Annotated in this window: 15 protein-coding genes; 4 read left to right on the top strand and 11 right to left on the bottom strand. The window is 41.3% G+C overall.

Annotated elements, in window-relative coordinates:
• Positions 1-46 precede the first annotated feature (46 nt).
• Both BMW98_RS12955 and BMW98_RS12950 read left to right on the top strand, forming a co-directional pair.
• A complete protein-coding gene (locus BMW98_RS12955; RefSeq protein WP_090259003.1) occupies positions 47-379 on the top strand; it encodes a PadR family transcriptional regulator in 333 nt (110 codons plus the stop codon).
• Complete coding sequence (locus BMW98_RS12950) at positions 376-3,072, top strand: ABC transporter permease (protein ID WP_090259002.1); 2,697 nt, start codon at positions 376-378, stop codon at positions 3,070-3,072. Before BMW98_RS12955 ends, BMW98_RS12950 begins: the two co-directional genes overlap by 4 nt.
• A gap of 33 nt (positions 3,073-3,105) precedes the next feature.
• Here the strand turns inward: BMW98_RS12950 and BMW98_RS12945 are convergent, their stop codons facing one another.
• From BMW98_RS12945 to BMW98_RS12915, 7 genes are all read right to left on the bottom strand, one after another.
• Entirely contained in the window at positions 3,106-3,582 is a 477-nt protein-coding gene (locus tag BMW98_RS12945; RefSeq protein ID WP_090259001.1) for a hypothetical protein, read from the bottom strand.
• 63 nt (positions 3,583-3,645) lie between these two features.
• Positions 3,646-4,338 (bottom strand): hypothetical protein, encoded by a 693-nt coding sequence (locus BMW98_RS12940; RefSeq protein ID WP_139177541.1) that lies wholly within the window; start codon positions 4,336-4,338, stop codon positions 3,646-3,648.
• A gap of 104 nt (positions 4,339-4,442) precedes the next feature.
• Positions 4,443-5,429, bottom strand: a complete 987-nt coding sequence (locus tag BMW98_RS12935; protein ID WP_090258999.1) for a polysaccharide deacetylase family protein — start codon at positions 5,427-5,429, stop codon at positions 4,443-4,445.
• Positions 5,430-5,434: 5 nt separating this feature from the next.
• Positions 5,435-6,274: a glucosaminidase domain-containing protein gene (locus BMW98_RS12930; RefSeq protein ID WP_090258998.1), complete on the bottom strand. Its 840-nt coding sequence runs from the start codon at positions 6,272-6,274 to the stop codon at positions 5,435-5,437.
• A 63-nt stretch (positions 6,275-6,337) separates the two neighbouring features.
• Complete coding sequence (locus BMW98_RS12925) at positions 6,338-6,808, bottom strand: DUF6265 family protein (RefSeq protein ID WP_090258997.1); 471 nt, start codon at positions 6,806-6,808, stop codon at positions 6,338-6,340.
• A gap of 59 nt (positions 6,809-6,867) precedes the next feature.
• Positions 6,868-7,662 carry a helix-turn-helix domain-containing protein gene (locus tag BMW98_RS12920; RefSeq protein ID WP_162844728.1) on the bottom strand — a complete coding sequence of 265 codons (795 nt, stop codon included), beginning with the start codon at positions 7,660-7,662 and terminating at the stop codon, positions 6,868-6,870.
• Between the two features lies 1 nt (position 7,663).
• Positions 7,664-8,098, bottom strand: a complete 435-nt coding sequence (locus BMW98_RS12915; RefSeq protein ID WP_090258995.1) for a hypothetical protein — start codon at positions 8,096-8,098, stop codon at positions 7,664-7,666.
• Positions 8,099-8,136: 38 nt separating this feature from the next.
• On the opposite strand from BMW98_RS12915, the gene BMW98_RS12910 reads away from it, so the two are divergent.
• Positions 8,137-9,198 (top strand): adenylate/guanylate cyclase domain-containing protein, encoded by a 1,062-nt coding sequence (locus tag BMW98_RS12910; RefSeq protein WP_090258994.1) that lies wholly within the window; start codon positions 8,137-8,139, stop codon positions 9,196-9,198.
• 55 nt (positions 9,199-9,253) lie between these two features.
• Here the strand turns inward: BMW98_RS12910 and BMW98_RS12905 are convergent, their stop codons facing one another.
• The 4 genes from BMW98_RS12905 to BMW98_RS12890 form a co-directional block, all read right to left on the bottom strand.
• Positions 9,254-9,532, bottom strand: a complete 279-nt coding sequence (locus tag BMW98_RS12905; RefSeq protein WP_090258993.1) for a sll1863 family stress response protein — start codon at positions 9,530-9,532, stop codon at positions 9,254-9,256.
• The gene (locus BMW98_RS12900; protein WP_090258992.1) at positions 9,532-10,848 is read right to left on the bottom strand and encodes a hypothetical protein; all 1,317 of its coding nucleotides are present in this window, start codon (positions 10,846-10,848) and stop codon (positions 9,532-9,534) included. The genes BMW98_RS12905 and BMW98_RS12900 overlap by 1 nt, the downstream gene beginning before the upstream one ends.
• Before the next feature lie 118 nt (positions 10,849-10,966).
• Positions 10,967-12,592: an adenine deaminase gene (ade, locus tag BMW98_RS12895; protein WP_090258991.1), complete on the bottom strand. Its 1,626-nt coding sequence runs from the start codon at positions 12,590-12,592 to the stop codon at positions 10,967-10,969.
• 86 nt (positions 12,593-12,678) lie between these two features.
• Positions 12,679-13,269 (bottom strand): outer membrane beta-barrel protein, encoded by a 591-nt coding sequence (locus tag BMW98_RS12890; RefSeq protein ID WP_090258990.1) that lies wholly within the window; start codon positions 13,267-13,269, stop codon positions 12,679-12,681.
• A 147-nt stretch (positions 13,270-13,416) separates the two neighbouring features.
• Between BMW98_RS12890 and cmk the strand changes: the two genes are divergently transcribed.
• On the top strand, positions 13,417-14,097 hold the full coding sequence (gene cmk / locus BMW98_RS12885; protein ID WP_090258989.1) for a (d)CMP kinase: 681 nt from the start codon (positions 13,417-13,419) through the stop codon (positions 14,095-14,097).
• Positions 14,098-14,115 lie beyond the last annotated feature (18 nt).

The raw sequence follows: 14,115 nt of genomic DNA, 5'->3' as shown, positions 1-14,115 counted from the left end.
TGAAACTAATATTTCTTTTATATTTGTGTAACTAATTATACACAGCATGAAAGGAACATACCTTGGTGAGTTTGAAGAATTGGTTTTGCTTACGGTAGGGGCTTTGCACCCGCAGGCCTATGGTGTAGCCATAATGGATGAGATTAAAGAGGAGACCGGCAGGTCGGTAAACATTAGCGCCATCCATTCAGCACTGCGCAGGCTCGATGAAAAGGGCTTTGTGCGTAGCGAAATGGGGGGAGCTACTAATGAACGAGGCGGTAGGCGTAAGCGCTTTTTTGAACTCACAGCATTTGGAAAAAAAGCACTCGATGAGGCACAGTCGGTGCGCATGAAACTTTACAACAGAATACCAGATATTTCAATAGGTCAATCTTGAAGCACAAACAACAAATAACCCCGCCACGGTGGGCCGACTGGTTGCTTGAATTGTACTGCAAAGAAGAGTTTATCGAAGAGATTCAGGGCGATGCCCATGAGCTTTTTGAAAGGCGAAGCGAGCACAGTGCATTCAAGGCCAAAGCAAGGTATGTCTGGGACGTACTACGGTTCTTTCGTCCGCAGAATATCAAAACATCTAAAAAGTTAAACTCAAATTTCATTAACATGACAAGAAACAACTTTAAAGTAGCCGCAAGGGTCTTATGGCGGCAAAAGGTCAACACAGCCCTCAATGTTTTCAGTATATCAATTGGCATTGCCTGCTTTATACTAATTGGTTTGTATGTAAAGCAGGAAACAAGTTTTGATAACTTTCATATGGAGAAGGATAGGATTTACCGTGCATGGGTAAAAGAGGTTTATGCCGATGGTCGCGTATTCTTCAATACGCATACACCATTGCCTCTTGGGCCAACTTTGGCAGAAAATATACCCGAGGTAGAAGCAATTGTAACCATAGGCGATAACCCAACTTTGGTCGGTAGGGGCGATGGTCGAATTGCAGATAATTTTCAGATAGTAACACCCAATTTCTTCGATTACTTTGATTTTGAGGTGCTGGAAGGTAATAAAGACAAACCGCTTCCCAACCGAAGTTCTGTGGTCATAAGTGAATCTTATGCTAAAAAGTATTTTGGAGACAAGTCACCAATCAACGAGGCACTGCCACTACAAATAGATAATGAAACACGCGACTATATTGTGAGTGCGGTATTGGAGGATACTCCTTTAAACAGCGGTATACAGTACAACATCTTGATCAGCGATGAAAACAATGACCTACTATACAGCCCTAGAATGTTTAATGCATGGTTTAGCATTATTGTTGAAACTTATGCGGTGTTGAAAGAAGGCGTTTCACCTGAGCACTTGTCGCCTAAAACAAAAAGTATGATCAAAGCGCAACTGGGTGGAATGGATCCTTTTGATGGAGCACCAGTGGAGGATCATTACTTAGTTGGTTTTCAGCCTTTGCAGTCAATTCATTTAGACCCGGAAGTGCCTGTAGCGAACTACCCGGTAGGAAACCCACAGTACGTGTACATACTCGGGGCTATTGGTTTTTTAGTATTGGTTATTGCTTGTATTAACTATGCTACATTGTCCATTGGCCAAAGCATTAAAAGGGCAAAAGAAGTAGGTGTAAGAAAAGTAGTTGGAGCGCAAAGCAGCAACCTTATTTGGCAATATTTGAGCGAGAGCTTACTCATAGCTATTTTGGCCACGTTTATAGGGGTGTTGTTCACGCTTTGGGCATTGCCTGTGTTCAACCAATTGGCACAAACTAACTTGGCCTTTGAGCTTAATTTAGAAACGTTTACCCAGTTAGCAGGGCTCACCTTAGCCATTGGCTTGCTCTCAGGAATTTATCCTTCATTAATTCTTGCCCGATTCAAGCTGATAAAAATACTTAAGGGTAGCAATCTATCAGCAGGTAAGCAATTGGCCCGAAAGGGAATGGTGACTTTTCAATTTTTGCTCACCATATTCCTAATATCCACTACGCTGATTATGAAAAAGCAGCTCAATTACCTACAGTCTTCTGAGTTGGGTTATAATTACGATGCAATGGTTTCGGTGCCGCTTTACTCGCAGCCAAACTCAAGGGGTATAGGCCAAATGGTAAGCTCTGCCATGGAGAATGGAAAGATGCTCAAAAGCGAGCTTTCCAAACATCCGAATATCAGCGATTTTGGTATGGGAAGCCACGTTTTCGGCACTCCGGGCTGGTGGCAATTGGGCTTTGAAGCGAGCACTGGCAACTACTTGCAGTTCGACTTACTGATGGTTGACCCTTACTATTTAGATGCCTTTAAGATAGAAATGCTGGAAGGAGTTGGCTTTGATCCTGCGCTCGATATTCATAAAACACAAGGTGTTATTTTGAACCAAGCAGCGGTGGAATACTTTGGCTTTGACAACCCTATTGGGAAGAAGCTGCCAGGTAATGATTTTGGAGATCATCAGATTATTGGCGTGGCCAAAGACTTTAATTACGAATCGCTGAGAGAGAGCGTACAGCCTCTGGTCATCGTTCAAAACCCAATACCAATTCTTGATGGAATAATGGACACCAATAGCGGTGATTCTGTAATACCTAAGCTGGTGTTTAGATATTCAGGCAATTCGTTGGCCGAGGTAGGTATGGTGCTAGAGAAAGCTTGGGGAGGTTTATTTCCTGGTGAAGAATTGAACTTTCATTTTGTTGAGCAAAACCTTCAGAATCAATATGAAAATGAAGCTAGGGTGAATAAAATAGTAACTATCGCTACGGTGCTCAGTATTCTCATAGCTTCGTTTGGGCTACTAGGTTTAACCATTTTAATGGTGAATACTAAGGTGAAGGAAATAGGTATTAGGAAGGTGCTTGGTGCCACACCAAAAACCATTTTGGGTATTTTGCTTAGTCAGTTTACTTGGCAGTTAGTTATCGCCATGTTGCTTTCAATTCCAGTTACATGGTACTTAATGAGCCAATGGTTAAGCGATTTTGCTTATCGTACAGCCATTGGTGTAGATCCCTTCTTATTGAGTGCAGGGCTTACAATGGCCTTAGTGTTAATTGTGATTGGTTTTCATGCCGTTCGGGCATCAAAAATTAACCCAGTAAAGGCCCTTAGGGTAGAATAGGGTGTTTATCAAGCTAGTATACTAATTGGTATACTAGCTTGATATTTTCTTTTTCAGGGTTTCAATAAAAGTGTAATAGTGTTCCTTATGGCCCATTCGTTGAATTATTCGAATGTTTCCATCATTGAGAAAAAGGATCACCCTATCACCCCGGCTTCTTGGCCCGAACCCGTTTTCTCTATAAAACAAATGAGTTTTTGCTGACGCAATAGTGTCTTCTCCCTTTTCGAGTTCAATGCTTTTTATCGTTTTATAAGCGATGATTTCGCTTGAGCAGAGAAAACGGAAAAGGCTCTGTCTTTCAATTAATATTCCTTCCTCTTGCAAAGTCATGCTAGGGAAGCTGATAGAAAGTAGAATAAGTACTGCTATAAAAACAGGAAGAATTATACCTATTTGAAGCGTATTGTAGAACAATGCGGAACAAACTAGTAGGCCTACAGCTATAAAGAGCAAGAAGAATTTGAGGTGTCTTCTGCCCTTAATTAAATGTGTGTTTTGCTCCACCATAATGAAACTTACACAAGCTAGCGTTCAAACGCAATTAGTTTATTAAGAGGTGTTTCGGGGCTATTAATTTGCCTTGTCAACAAGTGTAGTGCCATGAAACGGACAGTATACCCACGTTCCTTTCATTTTTGCGTTATCCTCAGGGCAGAACTTTGGAGGGAGCAATGATGCAAGTGGTAAATTAAACTCGAACATTTCCGAGGCAACTTGCACTTTGAAAGACTCATTACCAGTTGGATTAATCAGGCGTTTGTTTTTGTTCTTTCCCTTGAAAAAGAAGAACTGCATATTTTCTCCCATAGTGCCCATCATAGAAGCGAGGATTGGAGACATAATGGTCATCATAGACTTGGCATCGCCATTAATTTCATTGTCATCTAGCGGGTAGTATTCACCACTTGGGGCATGCAGGCGAAGGTTTCTCTTTATTTCTGACCGTGGCTGATACCGTACGTTACCAAAGGTGCCAATTACGCCATCAATGACAAAAAACAACTCATAGTCGTCTAGAATATCTATAATTTCCTTCACCTCATCATCGCTAATACTAGGGTCGTTGCTAAATGTTGCTTCCCAATATTCTACAGGAATGTACCAAACCATTCGCATCAGGTCTGGATCGTCCGACATAAACTGAGTTTCAGAAATCAGGTCGTCCAAGTTTATCTCTACATTTTGTGCAAAAGCTGTAGTAGAGAACAATGAAAGGAATAGGAGGATTGAGAAAAATCGGTTGGAGAAAGGAATGTGTTTCATGTGTTGAATAATAAGCACATAAACATAACCTATTTTCCTAAATGACTATCGAGTTTGGCGGATGTTTTCTTTTTCAGATGCAAGGAGTGATCTTCCATAAAAACTCATTGCACCTCAGGCATAATCCACAAATAGCTAAACCAGTGCCAGTTGCCATTTGTGTCTGGTGCAGTAAAGGTAAACAGCGTTCTGCGAGCAGAAAGTGCCTTTTTCCCTTTAGCGGTAACATTGTCGCCTGATTGAGCCAGTTCACATTCATTGCCCTGAATAAAGCATTGTAATTGACTCTTTTGAATGGAATTCGCCTCCAATTGAAAAGAAATTTCCGGAAAAGAAGAATTAGTATTTGTTTTAAGATTGCTTGCTACTAAAGGCTTCATAGCGAGCTTGCTTTTAAAGTCTTTCAAATCGCCATAATGCTCGTTCATGGGAAAGCGCGGAAGCGCCAGTATATTCGATTGCTTGTTGGCTACGCCCGAGTTTTGAGCAAAAGCCATTTCAATACCATGAGACTTAAGAATTGCTGTGAACTCTGATTGCCATTCACCATAAGGAAAGGCAAAAGTTTTTGGGCTGTGACCTAGGTATTTTTTAAACAAATCAATGCTGTGCTCAAGGTCGGTCTCAAATGCCTCTGTTGGATTGCTTTCATTCAGAAAATAAGCATGGCTATGAGAGTGATTTCCAATTTCAATTCCGGCCTTTTCAGCTGCTTTAATTTCCTCCCAACTCATATAATCAGCACTGCCGACAGTCTCTGTGTTTATATAGAGGGTGGCAGAGAATCCATATTTCTGCAAAAGGGGGAGTCCATTTTTAAAGAAGCTTTTGTAACCATCATCAATGGTAATGGCTGCTATTTTGGAATCAATTTCTTGTGCTAACAAGGCTTTGGCTTCACCTGCCGTAACAAGCTTGTATCCTTCGGCCTTCAAGTGTTTCAAGTGTGCTTCGAAGGCAGCAGTGGCAATGTTGGTGCTCGGAAATCTGTCGTCACCAAACCGATGATAAACAAAGGTGTTGATGCCGTTTTGAAAGGCAAATGAGGAAAGACTTGATATGATAAAAACAATGCAAAGGGTTATGCGCATAAAGACTAGCGATTGATAAATAGCGGGTCGATTGTGTATTTGTCGTACTTTTTAAACTTGTTAATGCGAATCATAGCGTTGAGTTGCTCCACGTATTCTTCTCGCATTTCGGAATAATTCACCAAATGTGCGGTGAGTTCGTCTACATTTTTTGTTTCCATTCGTGCAGCCCTAAAATCGCTGTAGGCATTTGCTTTGGCGATGGTCATAAAATAACCCTTTATGGATGCTGAAATGGTTTCGAACTTCTTTAGATAAGCCCTGTAGTCTTCGCGACTCACAGCTGCGGGGATTCTCGGCTCGTTGGGGTCGTAAGACCATATTCCAAAGACATTGTTGGCTTCGCGAAAAAACCTTGATTTACCCCAACCCGTTTCAATGGCGGCTTGCGCCAAAACTATACTGCTAGGGTGTGTTTCCAAACGCATATGTAAATCGTCCAAATCAGAAGTGTCGTAAGTATCGAAAAGTGTTTGAATAAAGAGACTATCGTTGTTAGACCACTGGTGATTTTCGCTTAAATAACGCACTTGCTCTTGCTGGTAAGAGAGTTCATATTTAGCAACCAAAATGGCTGGTAGCATTATATCAATAAACTTTTCTTTGATCTCATCGTGCGGAAGCTCTTCCATAAAGCCAACTTCTGTATACAAGATAGGCTTCACCTTGTCGGTTATAGGAAGAATGTCGTCAGGAGAGGACGGGTTAACAACCTTACTTTGAACTAGACCATCAACCGTATGGATTTCCCTGTGTTCAGGGGTTAGGTTGGTGGTGTAATTGACTATTCCTAAAATAAATACCAGCGTTAAAAAGCTGATAGCGACAATTCGTTCAGTTCGCATGCAACAAAGATATTTAATTTACACAAACTGAACGCAGGCTTAAAGGTTTAGCAAATTATTGCTTCATGGATCTATCTTGTTGAAGATGAATTGCATGCCTTTTGTTTTTCCATCAGAAATAGTCGCGGTTAATTCATTATCTTTTAATTCATAGGCAATCACTTTAGGAAAATCGTGAGTTGGGTTTTGGGCGGTGAATGCGTTTGCTGAAATCTCGGTGATCTCAAAATAGGTTGGTGCAGCGTTGTGGCTTACCTCGGCTACATAATAGAGTTTTTCATCTTTAAACTCGATTTTCAAGTTTTCTACAAAAGTAGTGTCTGCACCTTTAAGCGAAACTCCCCGCCCAATAAGGCTATTTTCAGTGTCTGTTTTCCAAACCTCAAAGGCTGTAGTGCCAGACTTTACGTTGGTACGTTCCCAAGTGCCAATTAGCCACTTAAGCTGTGTTACATCGGACTTTGGTTGATTTTCGTTATGTTTTTGATGTAGAGTTAGCGCGAGCAGAAAGGTTATAATAGTTGCGTATTTCATGTCTTTTTGGGTTGAATTTATAGAGATGTGTTCGCTTGGTATTGTAAAAAACCGACACGCTATTTTTTCATATGGAAGTTGGCCATATTAAGCTCATCAAAACCATAGGCAGAAGGATCTTCACCCGTAAACTCTTTAAAGTTTTTAATGAAATGAGATTGGTCATAAAAACCCGACTCAAACACCAGGTCGGCCCAGTTTTTATCGCCTTGTTGCATAAGCTCGAAAATTGCTGAGAATCGAATTATTCGAGCATAAAATTTAGGTGCTAAGCCAATGTATTTGTTGAAGAGCCTTTCCATTTGTCTTTCGCTAAGTTGGGCTTGGGTAGCCAATTCATTGGTCTGTATAAGTCCTTTTTGCTTGAAAAGAAGGTCTATGGCCAAGTCAACCTTTTTATTGGGTTGAATGTGTTCTTTCTTCTCTAGAAAAAGCCCATTCAGTAGGGTTACGGTTTCTTCAAAGTGGTTGGCTCCATCAATGTGTACTGCTAACTCCTGCGATATTTCGGGCGGAAGAGGGATGACAGTACCAGTGAGTTGTTGCATATTAATGCCCCAAAAGTAGTGAATGGCAGCTGGCTTAAATTTGATGCCAAGCATACCAGAATGCCCTGTATTCTGTAAATGAAAATGATTTTTTAGTTGGCCTGCAAGTAGCTGTTTTTCTTGCGTTTTCCATTCCCCCGAAATATTGATGCGATACTCGTCTTTGTAATGAAGAATAATCTCTGGGTATCCGTCAGGTACAATTTTCTGCTGATCTATAGTTGAATCATCTTCGCTATCAATTAACCAATAGCAGTCAATTAGGTGATTGAGTTCTGGAGTTGGTGGTGTGCGTTTATAGATCATACTAATCGAATGGGAGTAGGTCTGGCTCAATGAACCTGGCTCTTGCTTCTTTGTTCTTGAAAACATCGAAACTATAATGGCTTTCCAAAAGTGTTTTGAAATCCGTTTTCATCTGGGGGAATTCAGCAAGCAATTCCAGAAAACTACCAGTTGGTTTTCTTAACCGAAAATGTTCAACCATTCGAATGGCTGCGATGGTTACGGTTTCGTTGTACTTGTCATATATCCCCAGGTTTTCAGCATAGGCTTTTATTTGTTCAGTAAGGTGCTCTTGCGCCTTCTGGAGGCCGTATTTCTGTAGGTGTATCCATGCTAATCTGAGGTGTGCTTCGTGCGTAAAGTGAACGGCAGAAAGCGTTTTTTGAGCAAATTTTGCTTCAAACGCCTCGTCAGAGAACTTGTAATGCTTTTCTTTAGTTTTAATCGAACCATTCATAGGGCAATTCGTCTTTGCATGGAGAGGTCAAAATTCAAATGAAACAATTCTACACTAAATATCGCGAACTATTACTGATAATCAGAGACTATGTTACTGGTTGGCTGATTGCTTTAACGCTATGGGTAATAGTTCGAAACGTGGGGGTAACGGTCAATGCTCCGGCATCGCCCAGCTCCATGGACAGCATTCAACTTATTTTGCTTTTCGGCATTATGGCTGGTGTACTCTTCGGTATTGCGCAGTATAAGATAGAACGATACCACTACGGCAAAGTACCACTTTGGGGGCTCGCGTGCTATGGTTTGGCCATAAACGGAAGTATAATGCTACTAATTTATTGGCTAGCTTTTTTCTTTTTTAAGTGGGTTGTTGGTTTCGAGACTTACACTTTTTCGCAGTTTTTGACTAACCCCAATTCCATACTAGCTTTTGCATATATGGTGTTGGTGAGTTCGGTGATGGCCGCGTTGCGGCAGGTAAATTTGCTTTTGGGAAAAGGTAATTTATTACGATTAATCAAAGGGCAATTCTATCAACCTAGGGTAGAAAGAAGGGTGTTTTTGTTCGTAGACTTAAAAGGGTCGACCCAAATAGCAGAACAGATTGGCCATTTGGCGTATAGTAAGTTTCTACAAGATTGTTACCGCGACCTCTCGGTTGTAGAGCAATTTGGGGCAGAGGTCTATCAGTATGTGGGAGATGAAGTGGTGCTTTCTTGGAATATAAAGCCAGGCATGAATTACATGAATTGCATGTTGGCTTTTTGGGCTTTTCAGCAAAAGTTAAAAGAGAAGAAAGCCTATTACGAAAGGCAATATGGTATTCAGCCAATATTTAAGGCTGGTTTGCATTTGGGCGAAGTTACTACTGCGGAAGTTGGGCAGATAAAACGTGAAATTGCCTACCACGGAGATACCATAAATGTGACTTCTCGCATTCAGGAAAAGTGCAATGCTTATGATAGTGAGCTGCTGGTTTCGGAAAGGTTTTTAGACACAATTCACCTCAATGGCAAGTTTAAGGCCGAGCTGAAAGGGGAGGAGATACTTCGTGGTAAACAAGAGGCTATTAAGCTGTATAGTATTGAGCAAAAATAATCCCCAAGCCTTAAAAAGTACTTGGGGACGAGTCAATTTAGCTGTGTGTGTTATCTTAAACTTCTTCAGCGCCTGGGCCTTTTTTGAAGATCTTTTTTACCGCCAACTCTAGTTCTTCGGCTGCTTTTCTTAAATGGTGCTTTGCTTCCTCAAACTTAGGTTCGTTTTTGGTTTTAAAGTCCTCCATCTTGTCTTCAAGCTTATCGCGTTGCTTTTTTAGCTCTTCAATGGTTTCATCTATTTCTTCGCGTGCTTCGGCACCTAAATCCTTGGCTTTGTCAATCAGCTCGTCAATCTTTTCACGAACTTCTTTCAATATTTTTTCGGTATCCATTAGTTACTAGGTCTTACTTTAATAGTGGTATTCGCGTTAATCCAGCAGCCAACTTTAATAGGGTCTCCTTCTTTCTTATTGGCAGTAAATACATCAGAAATTGTAGGGAACTGTGCTTTGGCGTTGGCCATTTTACTGCTTGCACCAGCCTTGGTGTACATGTCGTGTGCAATCATAAATACAGCGCGGTCGTCAATTTGGCTTACTTGCTTGGCACACTGTTCAAAGCTTCCGAAGTAAAGGTCGCCAAGAAGTTCATAGGCCTCTTTGCTTAGCTCTTTGCTTAACTCCACCGCTTTAAGTGCTTCTGCTCTGGCTGCTGCTTTATCGCCTTTAAGCTGGTTTAGCTTTGCAATATCTAGGTGCAAGTCTGCTTTTTTGTCGTTTTCTTCTGTCATGCTTAAAGCTTCCATATAGAAGGCAGAGGCTTTACTGTAGTCTTTTCTACTCGCGGCACGTTGTCCCAAAATTTTGGCAAATCCGGCATTTGGTTCTTTGGCTTGAATAATTTCTGCTGCCTTTTCAAAATATGGGCTTTCGGTACAACCTTTATCTAGCAATAGACTTAGTACTTTTTTGGCAAGTTTTACATCCTCTCCACGATCTAACGGAGGGGCAAGGTTTTGTTCAATGAACTCACAGTCAAATCCTTCACCAATAATTTGGGTTAAAATTCCATTTACAACCCCACGGTATCTTTCTTGTTTTTCTTCGTCTTCTCCAGCGGCAATTTTCATGTCAATTACCTCAAGCACTTTTCCGTAAATATCGAGCGCTTCTTGATCTGAAAGCGGATTGCCATAGGCCTTATATCTTCGGGCCATGTCCATGTAAGAAACAATGTTGTTGTTAATTACCTCAGATGGGTTTTCGTAGGCTACTTTGTATGCTTCCATACCTTCGCCAATCTTATCGCGATTGCTTTTCCAGTATTTATAATAGCGGTAGGCTTTGTTATTCTTTTCTAAATCGCTCAATTCAAAAACTTCAGCTTTTTTGTTGAAGAAGAAGAACATTGAGTCCAAATAGAGATCCTTTTTTGCTTCGTCATTGGTGGCTTCAGCTAGTTCCTCATAAGCTTTGTATCCATTTATATACAGGCCATCGTAAAGGTCAGGAGTGTTTTTTACAAGCCAGTTGAGCGCTTTGGCAGCTTCGCCATATCGTTTAATGCTCATTTCATCTACCGAGATTGCGAACTTTCTCTTGGCCATATCAGCCAATTCCTTGTCTTCGGGTAGTTTTAATTCTGGTCCTTGTGCAAATGCGGTGAGACCAACACCTAATGCAACGATTGTTAATAAGAGTTTTTTCATATCCTTTATCTAATGTAAAGCTTACTTATACGTTTGAACGACAAAAAGTTTGCCGCCACGAAGCTAACTGTAACTAAAAAATTAAGGATATTTCACCGTATTATCAAATTGTTGCTTTTTAATCAGAAAAGAGCGGAGTGAATTTGAATTGCTCTCCATCGAATAAACCTTTATCACTAAGCTTAAGGGCCGGAATAACCAGCAAAGCCATAAAAGACAAAGTCATGAATGGTGAGTTAAGTTTGCTGCCCATCTGCTTCGAAAGTTTGTCGATGCTGGTATAGGATTCAGCTACTTTGTACCCATCTTCGGCCGACATTATTCCAGCAACTGGCAAGGGGAGCAGTTGCTCTGAGTTGCTCGAAACAGCACTTACGCCACCTTTAGCTTCTATAATTAGGTTAATGGCTTTGGTAATGGATTCATCATCCACACCAACAGCAATAATATTGTGCGAATCGTGACCAACAGATGAGGCAATAGCGCCTTCTTTCAAACCAATATTTTTAATGAAAGCGAAAGCTGGTTTGGCCTGCTCGTAGCGATTAACCAAAACCATTTTTAGAACGTCATTTTCTAGGTCTGAAATGGCATTTCCCTCAGCATCGGTTTTGGTTGAGCATTGTAAGCAATTAGTGATTAGCTGTCCGTCTAATGCCTCAATTACGTTTACAGTTTTTCCTTCGGCTTTTAGGCTTAAGTCCTTTGGCGAAAGCGCTTGGCAATCGAAGTTATTGATCACTAAGTTCTCAACTTGTGGAATAAGTGATTGGCCATCGGTGGCTACTTTTACTCCATTAATATAGGTGCCAGTGACTTCAAAGTTATCGAGGTCTTTTACAGTAATAAAGTCGGCAAAGTGATTTGGTTGCAAACTGCCAACATCTAGCGAATAGTGGTCGATAGGAGTGATGCATGCGGCCTGTAACACATCGAACAATTCGTGGCCTCTGGCGAGCGCTCTTTTTACCAGTAGGTCAATGTGCCCTTCCACAAGGTTGTCGGGGTGTTTGTCGTCAGAACAGAACATGAGCATTTCTGGCGCCTCTGTAAATAGCTCAACCAAGGCCTCGAAGTTTTTGGCTGCAGAACCTTCTCTAATGGCTATTTTCATGCCGTGCTTTAGCTTGTCTCTAGCTTCATCTGCAGTAAAGCATTCATGGTCGGTTGATATGCCTGCTTTTATGTAGTTGGCTGCTTGCTCACCTCTGAGGCCTGGAGCATGGCCGTCAACCGGTTTGCCAGCTGCTTTGGCTGCAGCAATTTTGGCATAAACTTCTTTGTCGCCATAAAGTACACCCGGCCAATTCATCATTTCGGCAAGATATTTTATGTCGTCTCGTTTTAGTAGGCCCTCAATTTGCTCAGCAGTAATTTCTGCGCCAGCGGTTTCAAAAGTTGTGGCTGGTACGCATGAGGGTGCACCGAAGTTAAACTTAAAGTTTACCTGCTTGCCATTGTCAATCATATAGTCGACCCCGGTAACCCCAAGCACATTACCGATTTCGTGTGGGTCGGAAATAGTTGCGACTGTACCATGCACCACGGCCAGGCGAGCAAACTCTGAAGGTACGAGCATGGAGCTTTCCACATGTACATGTGCATCGATAAAGCCAGGTAGAATATATTGATCTGCTACATCGCTTTTTTCTACTATCGATTCAATTCGTTTGCCTTCAACAGTAATTTCTCCGTCAAAAACCCTTCTATTTCTAACATCAACTATGTGGCCGCTAATTTTCATATGATATGCTGTAATTGAAATGCTCAAATCTAAGGCAAAATAAAAAGGCCTCCATAATGAAGGCCTAACATATTATACTTTCAAGACTAAAGTCCGAAGGAGACTCCTAATGAGAGTACACCTTTATAGCCAAAACCAACTTCTGCAAAAGCAGCAACCGTGTCACCAAATCGGGCGCCTAATGCGTTTACCTGAAAGTTGAAAAAGGAATCATCACCATCTTCTATATTGTTATTGTTGCCATCGTACTTGTCGTTTTGTGTAGTATAAGCAATCCCAAGCCCAGAGTAGAGTCTAAACTTTTCTTTGGCTATCCAGGCATAGTCGGCTTCTAATCCCGTGGTGATATAGTTTCTTTTTACCTCGCCATCGTTGCTTCCGTTTGTTTGTACGTCTTCAGAAATGGATTGATAACCTACTATGGCGTTTACCATCAGGTTTTTGGCAATAGCCGTACCATAGGTTATGTACAAAAAGCCAATGGTACTTGAGTTTTCGTAAGTCAAATCTCCACCAGAAGAGGTGAGGTTGGCTACATCGTTTAAAAAATCATTTGAAGTAAAACCTCCAATACCCAAAGTGATTTCATTATGGCCTTTGTCTTGAGCATGTGCAGATAAGGTAAAAGTTAGTAGTGTTATAAGAACTACCAAGGTGCTTAGTTTTAATCTCTCCATTACAGTAAGTTACATTAGTTGATACCTACCAATAACTACATGGTTTATAGAATGTTTGGGTTTGCCTGATGTGTGATGTTTTGGCCTTAGTGAAGCAGCTGGATTTTTTATGTTCAAATAAGATTTACCTTTGCTCAAATTTTCGACATGAGTAAAATCAATATTGCAATAGATGGCCATTCTGGCTGCGGAAAAAGTAGTACGGCCAAGGCGGTAGCCAAGGCGCTAGGGTATAAGTTTATAGATACTGGCGCTATGTATCGGGCCATTACCCTTTACTTTTTGGAGCATGATATTGATATAACTGATGAGCAAGCTGTAAAAGCTGCATTAGAGAATATTAGCATTGATTTTCAGCACAATCCTGAATCTCAGAAAAATGAAACCTTTCTGAATGAACAGAATGTTGAAGAAGAGATAAGAGGTATGCGCGTTACACATAAGGTGAGCAATGTGGCTGCCCTCAAGCAGGTGCGTGTGGCTATGGTGGCACAACAACAGGCCATGGGTAAAGAAAAAGGCGTGGTGATGGATGGCCGAGACATTGGTTCGGTTGTATTCCCCGATGCTGAGTTGAAAGTCTTTATGACAGCATCTACTGAAGTAAGGGCTAAAAGAAGGCAGCTAGAGCTTAGAGAAAAAGGGCAGGAGGTAGCGCTTGACGAAATCATTAAAAACCTGGAAGAGCGCGATAGAATCGACTCAACCAGAGAAGAAGGCCCTCTGCTTAAAGTGGCCGATGCAGTAGCCGTTGATACTTCAGAAATGAAGTTTGAAGACCAAGTGCAAAAAGTGTTAAATTTGGCACAGCAGAAAATTGAGGCCTAAAAGCTGAAGCGTAAGAAT

Source organism: Roseivirga pacifica (assembly GCF_900111145.1).
In the GTDB taxonomy this organism is placed as follows: Bacteria; Bacteroidota; Bacteroidia; order Cytophagales; family Cyclobacteriaceae; genus Roseivirga; species Roseivirga pacifica.
The sequence above is the reverse complement of the archived record's forward strand: the minus strand, read 5'-3'. Positions and strand labels throughout refer to the sequence as shown.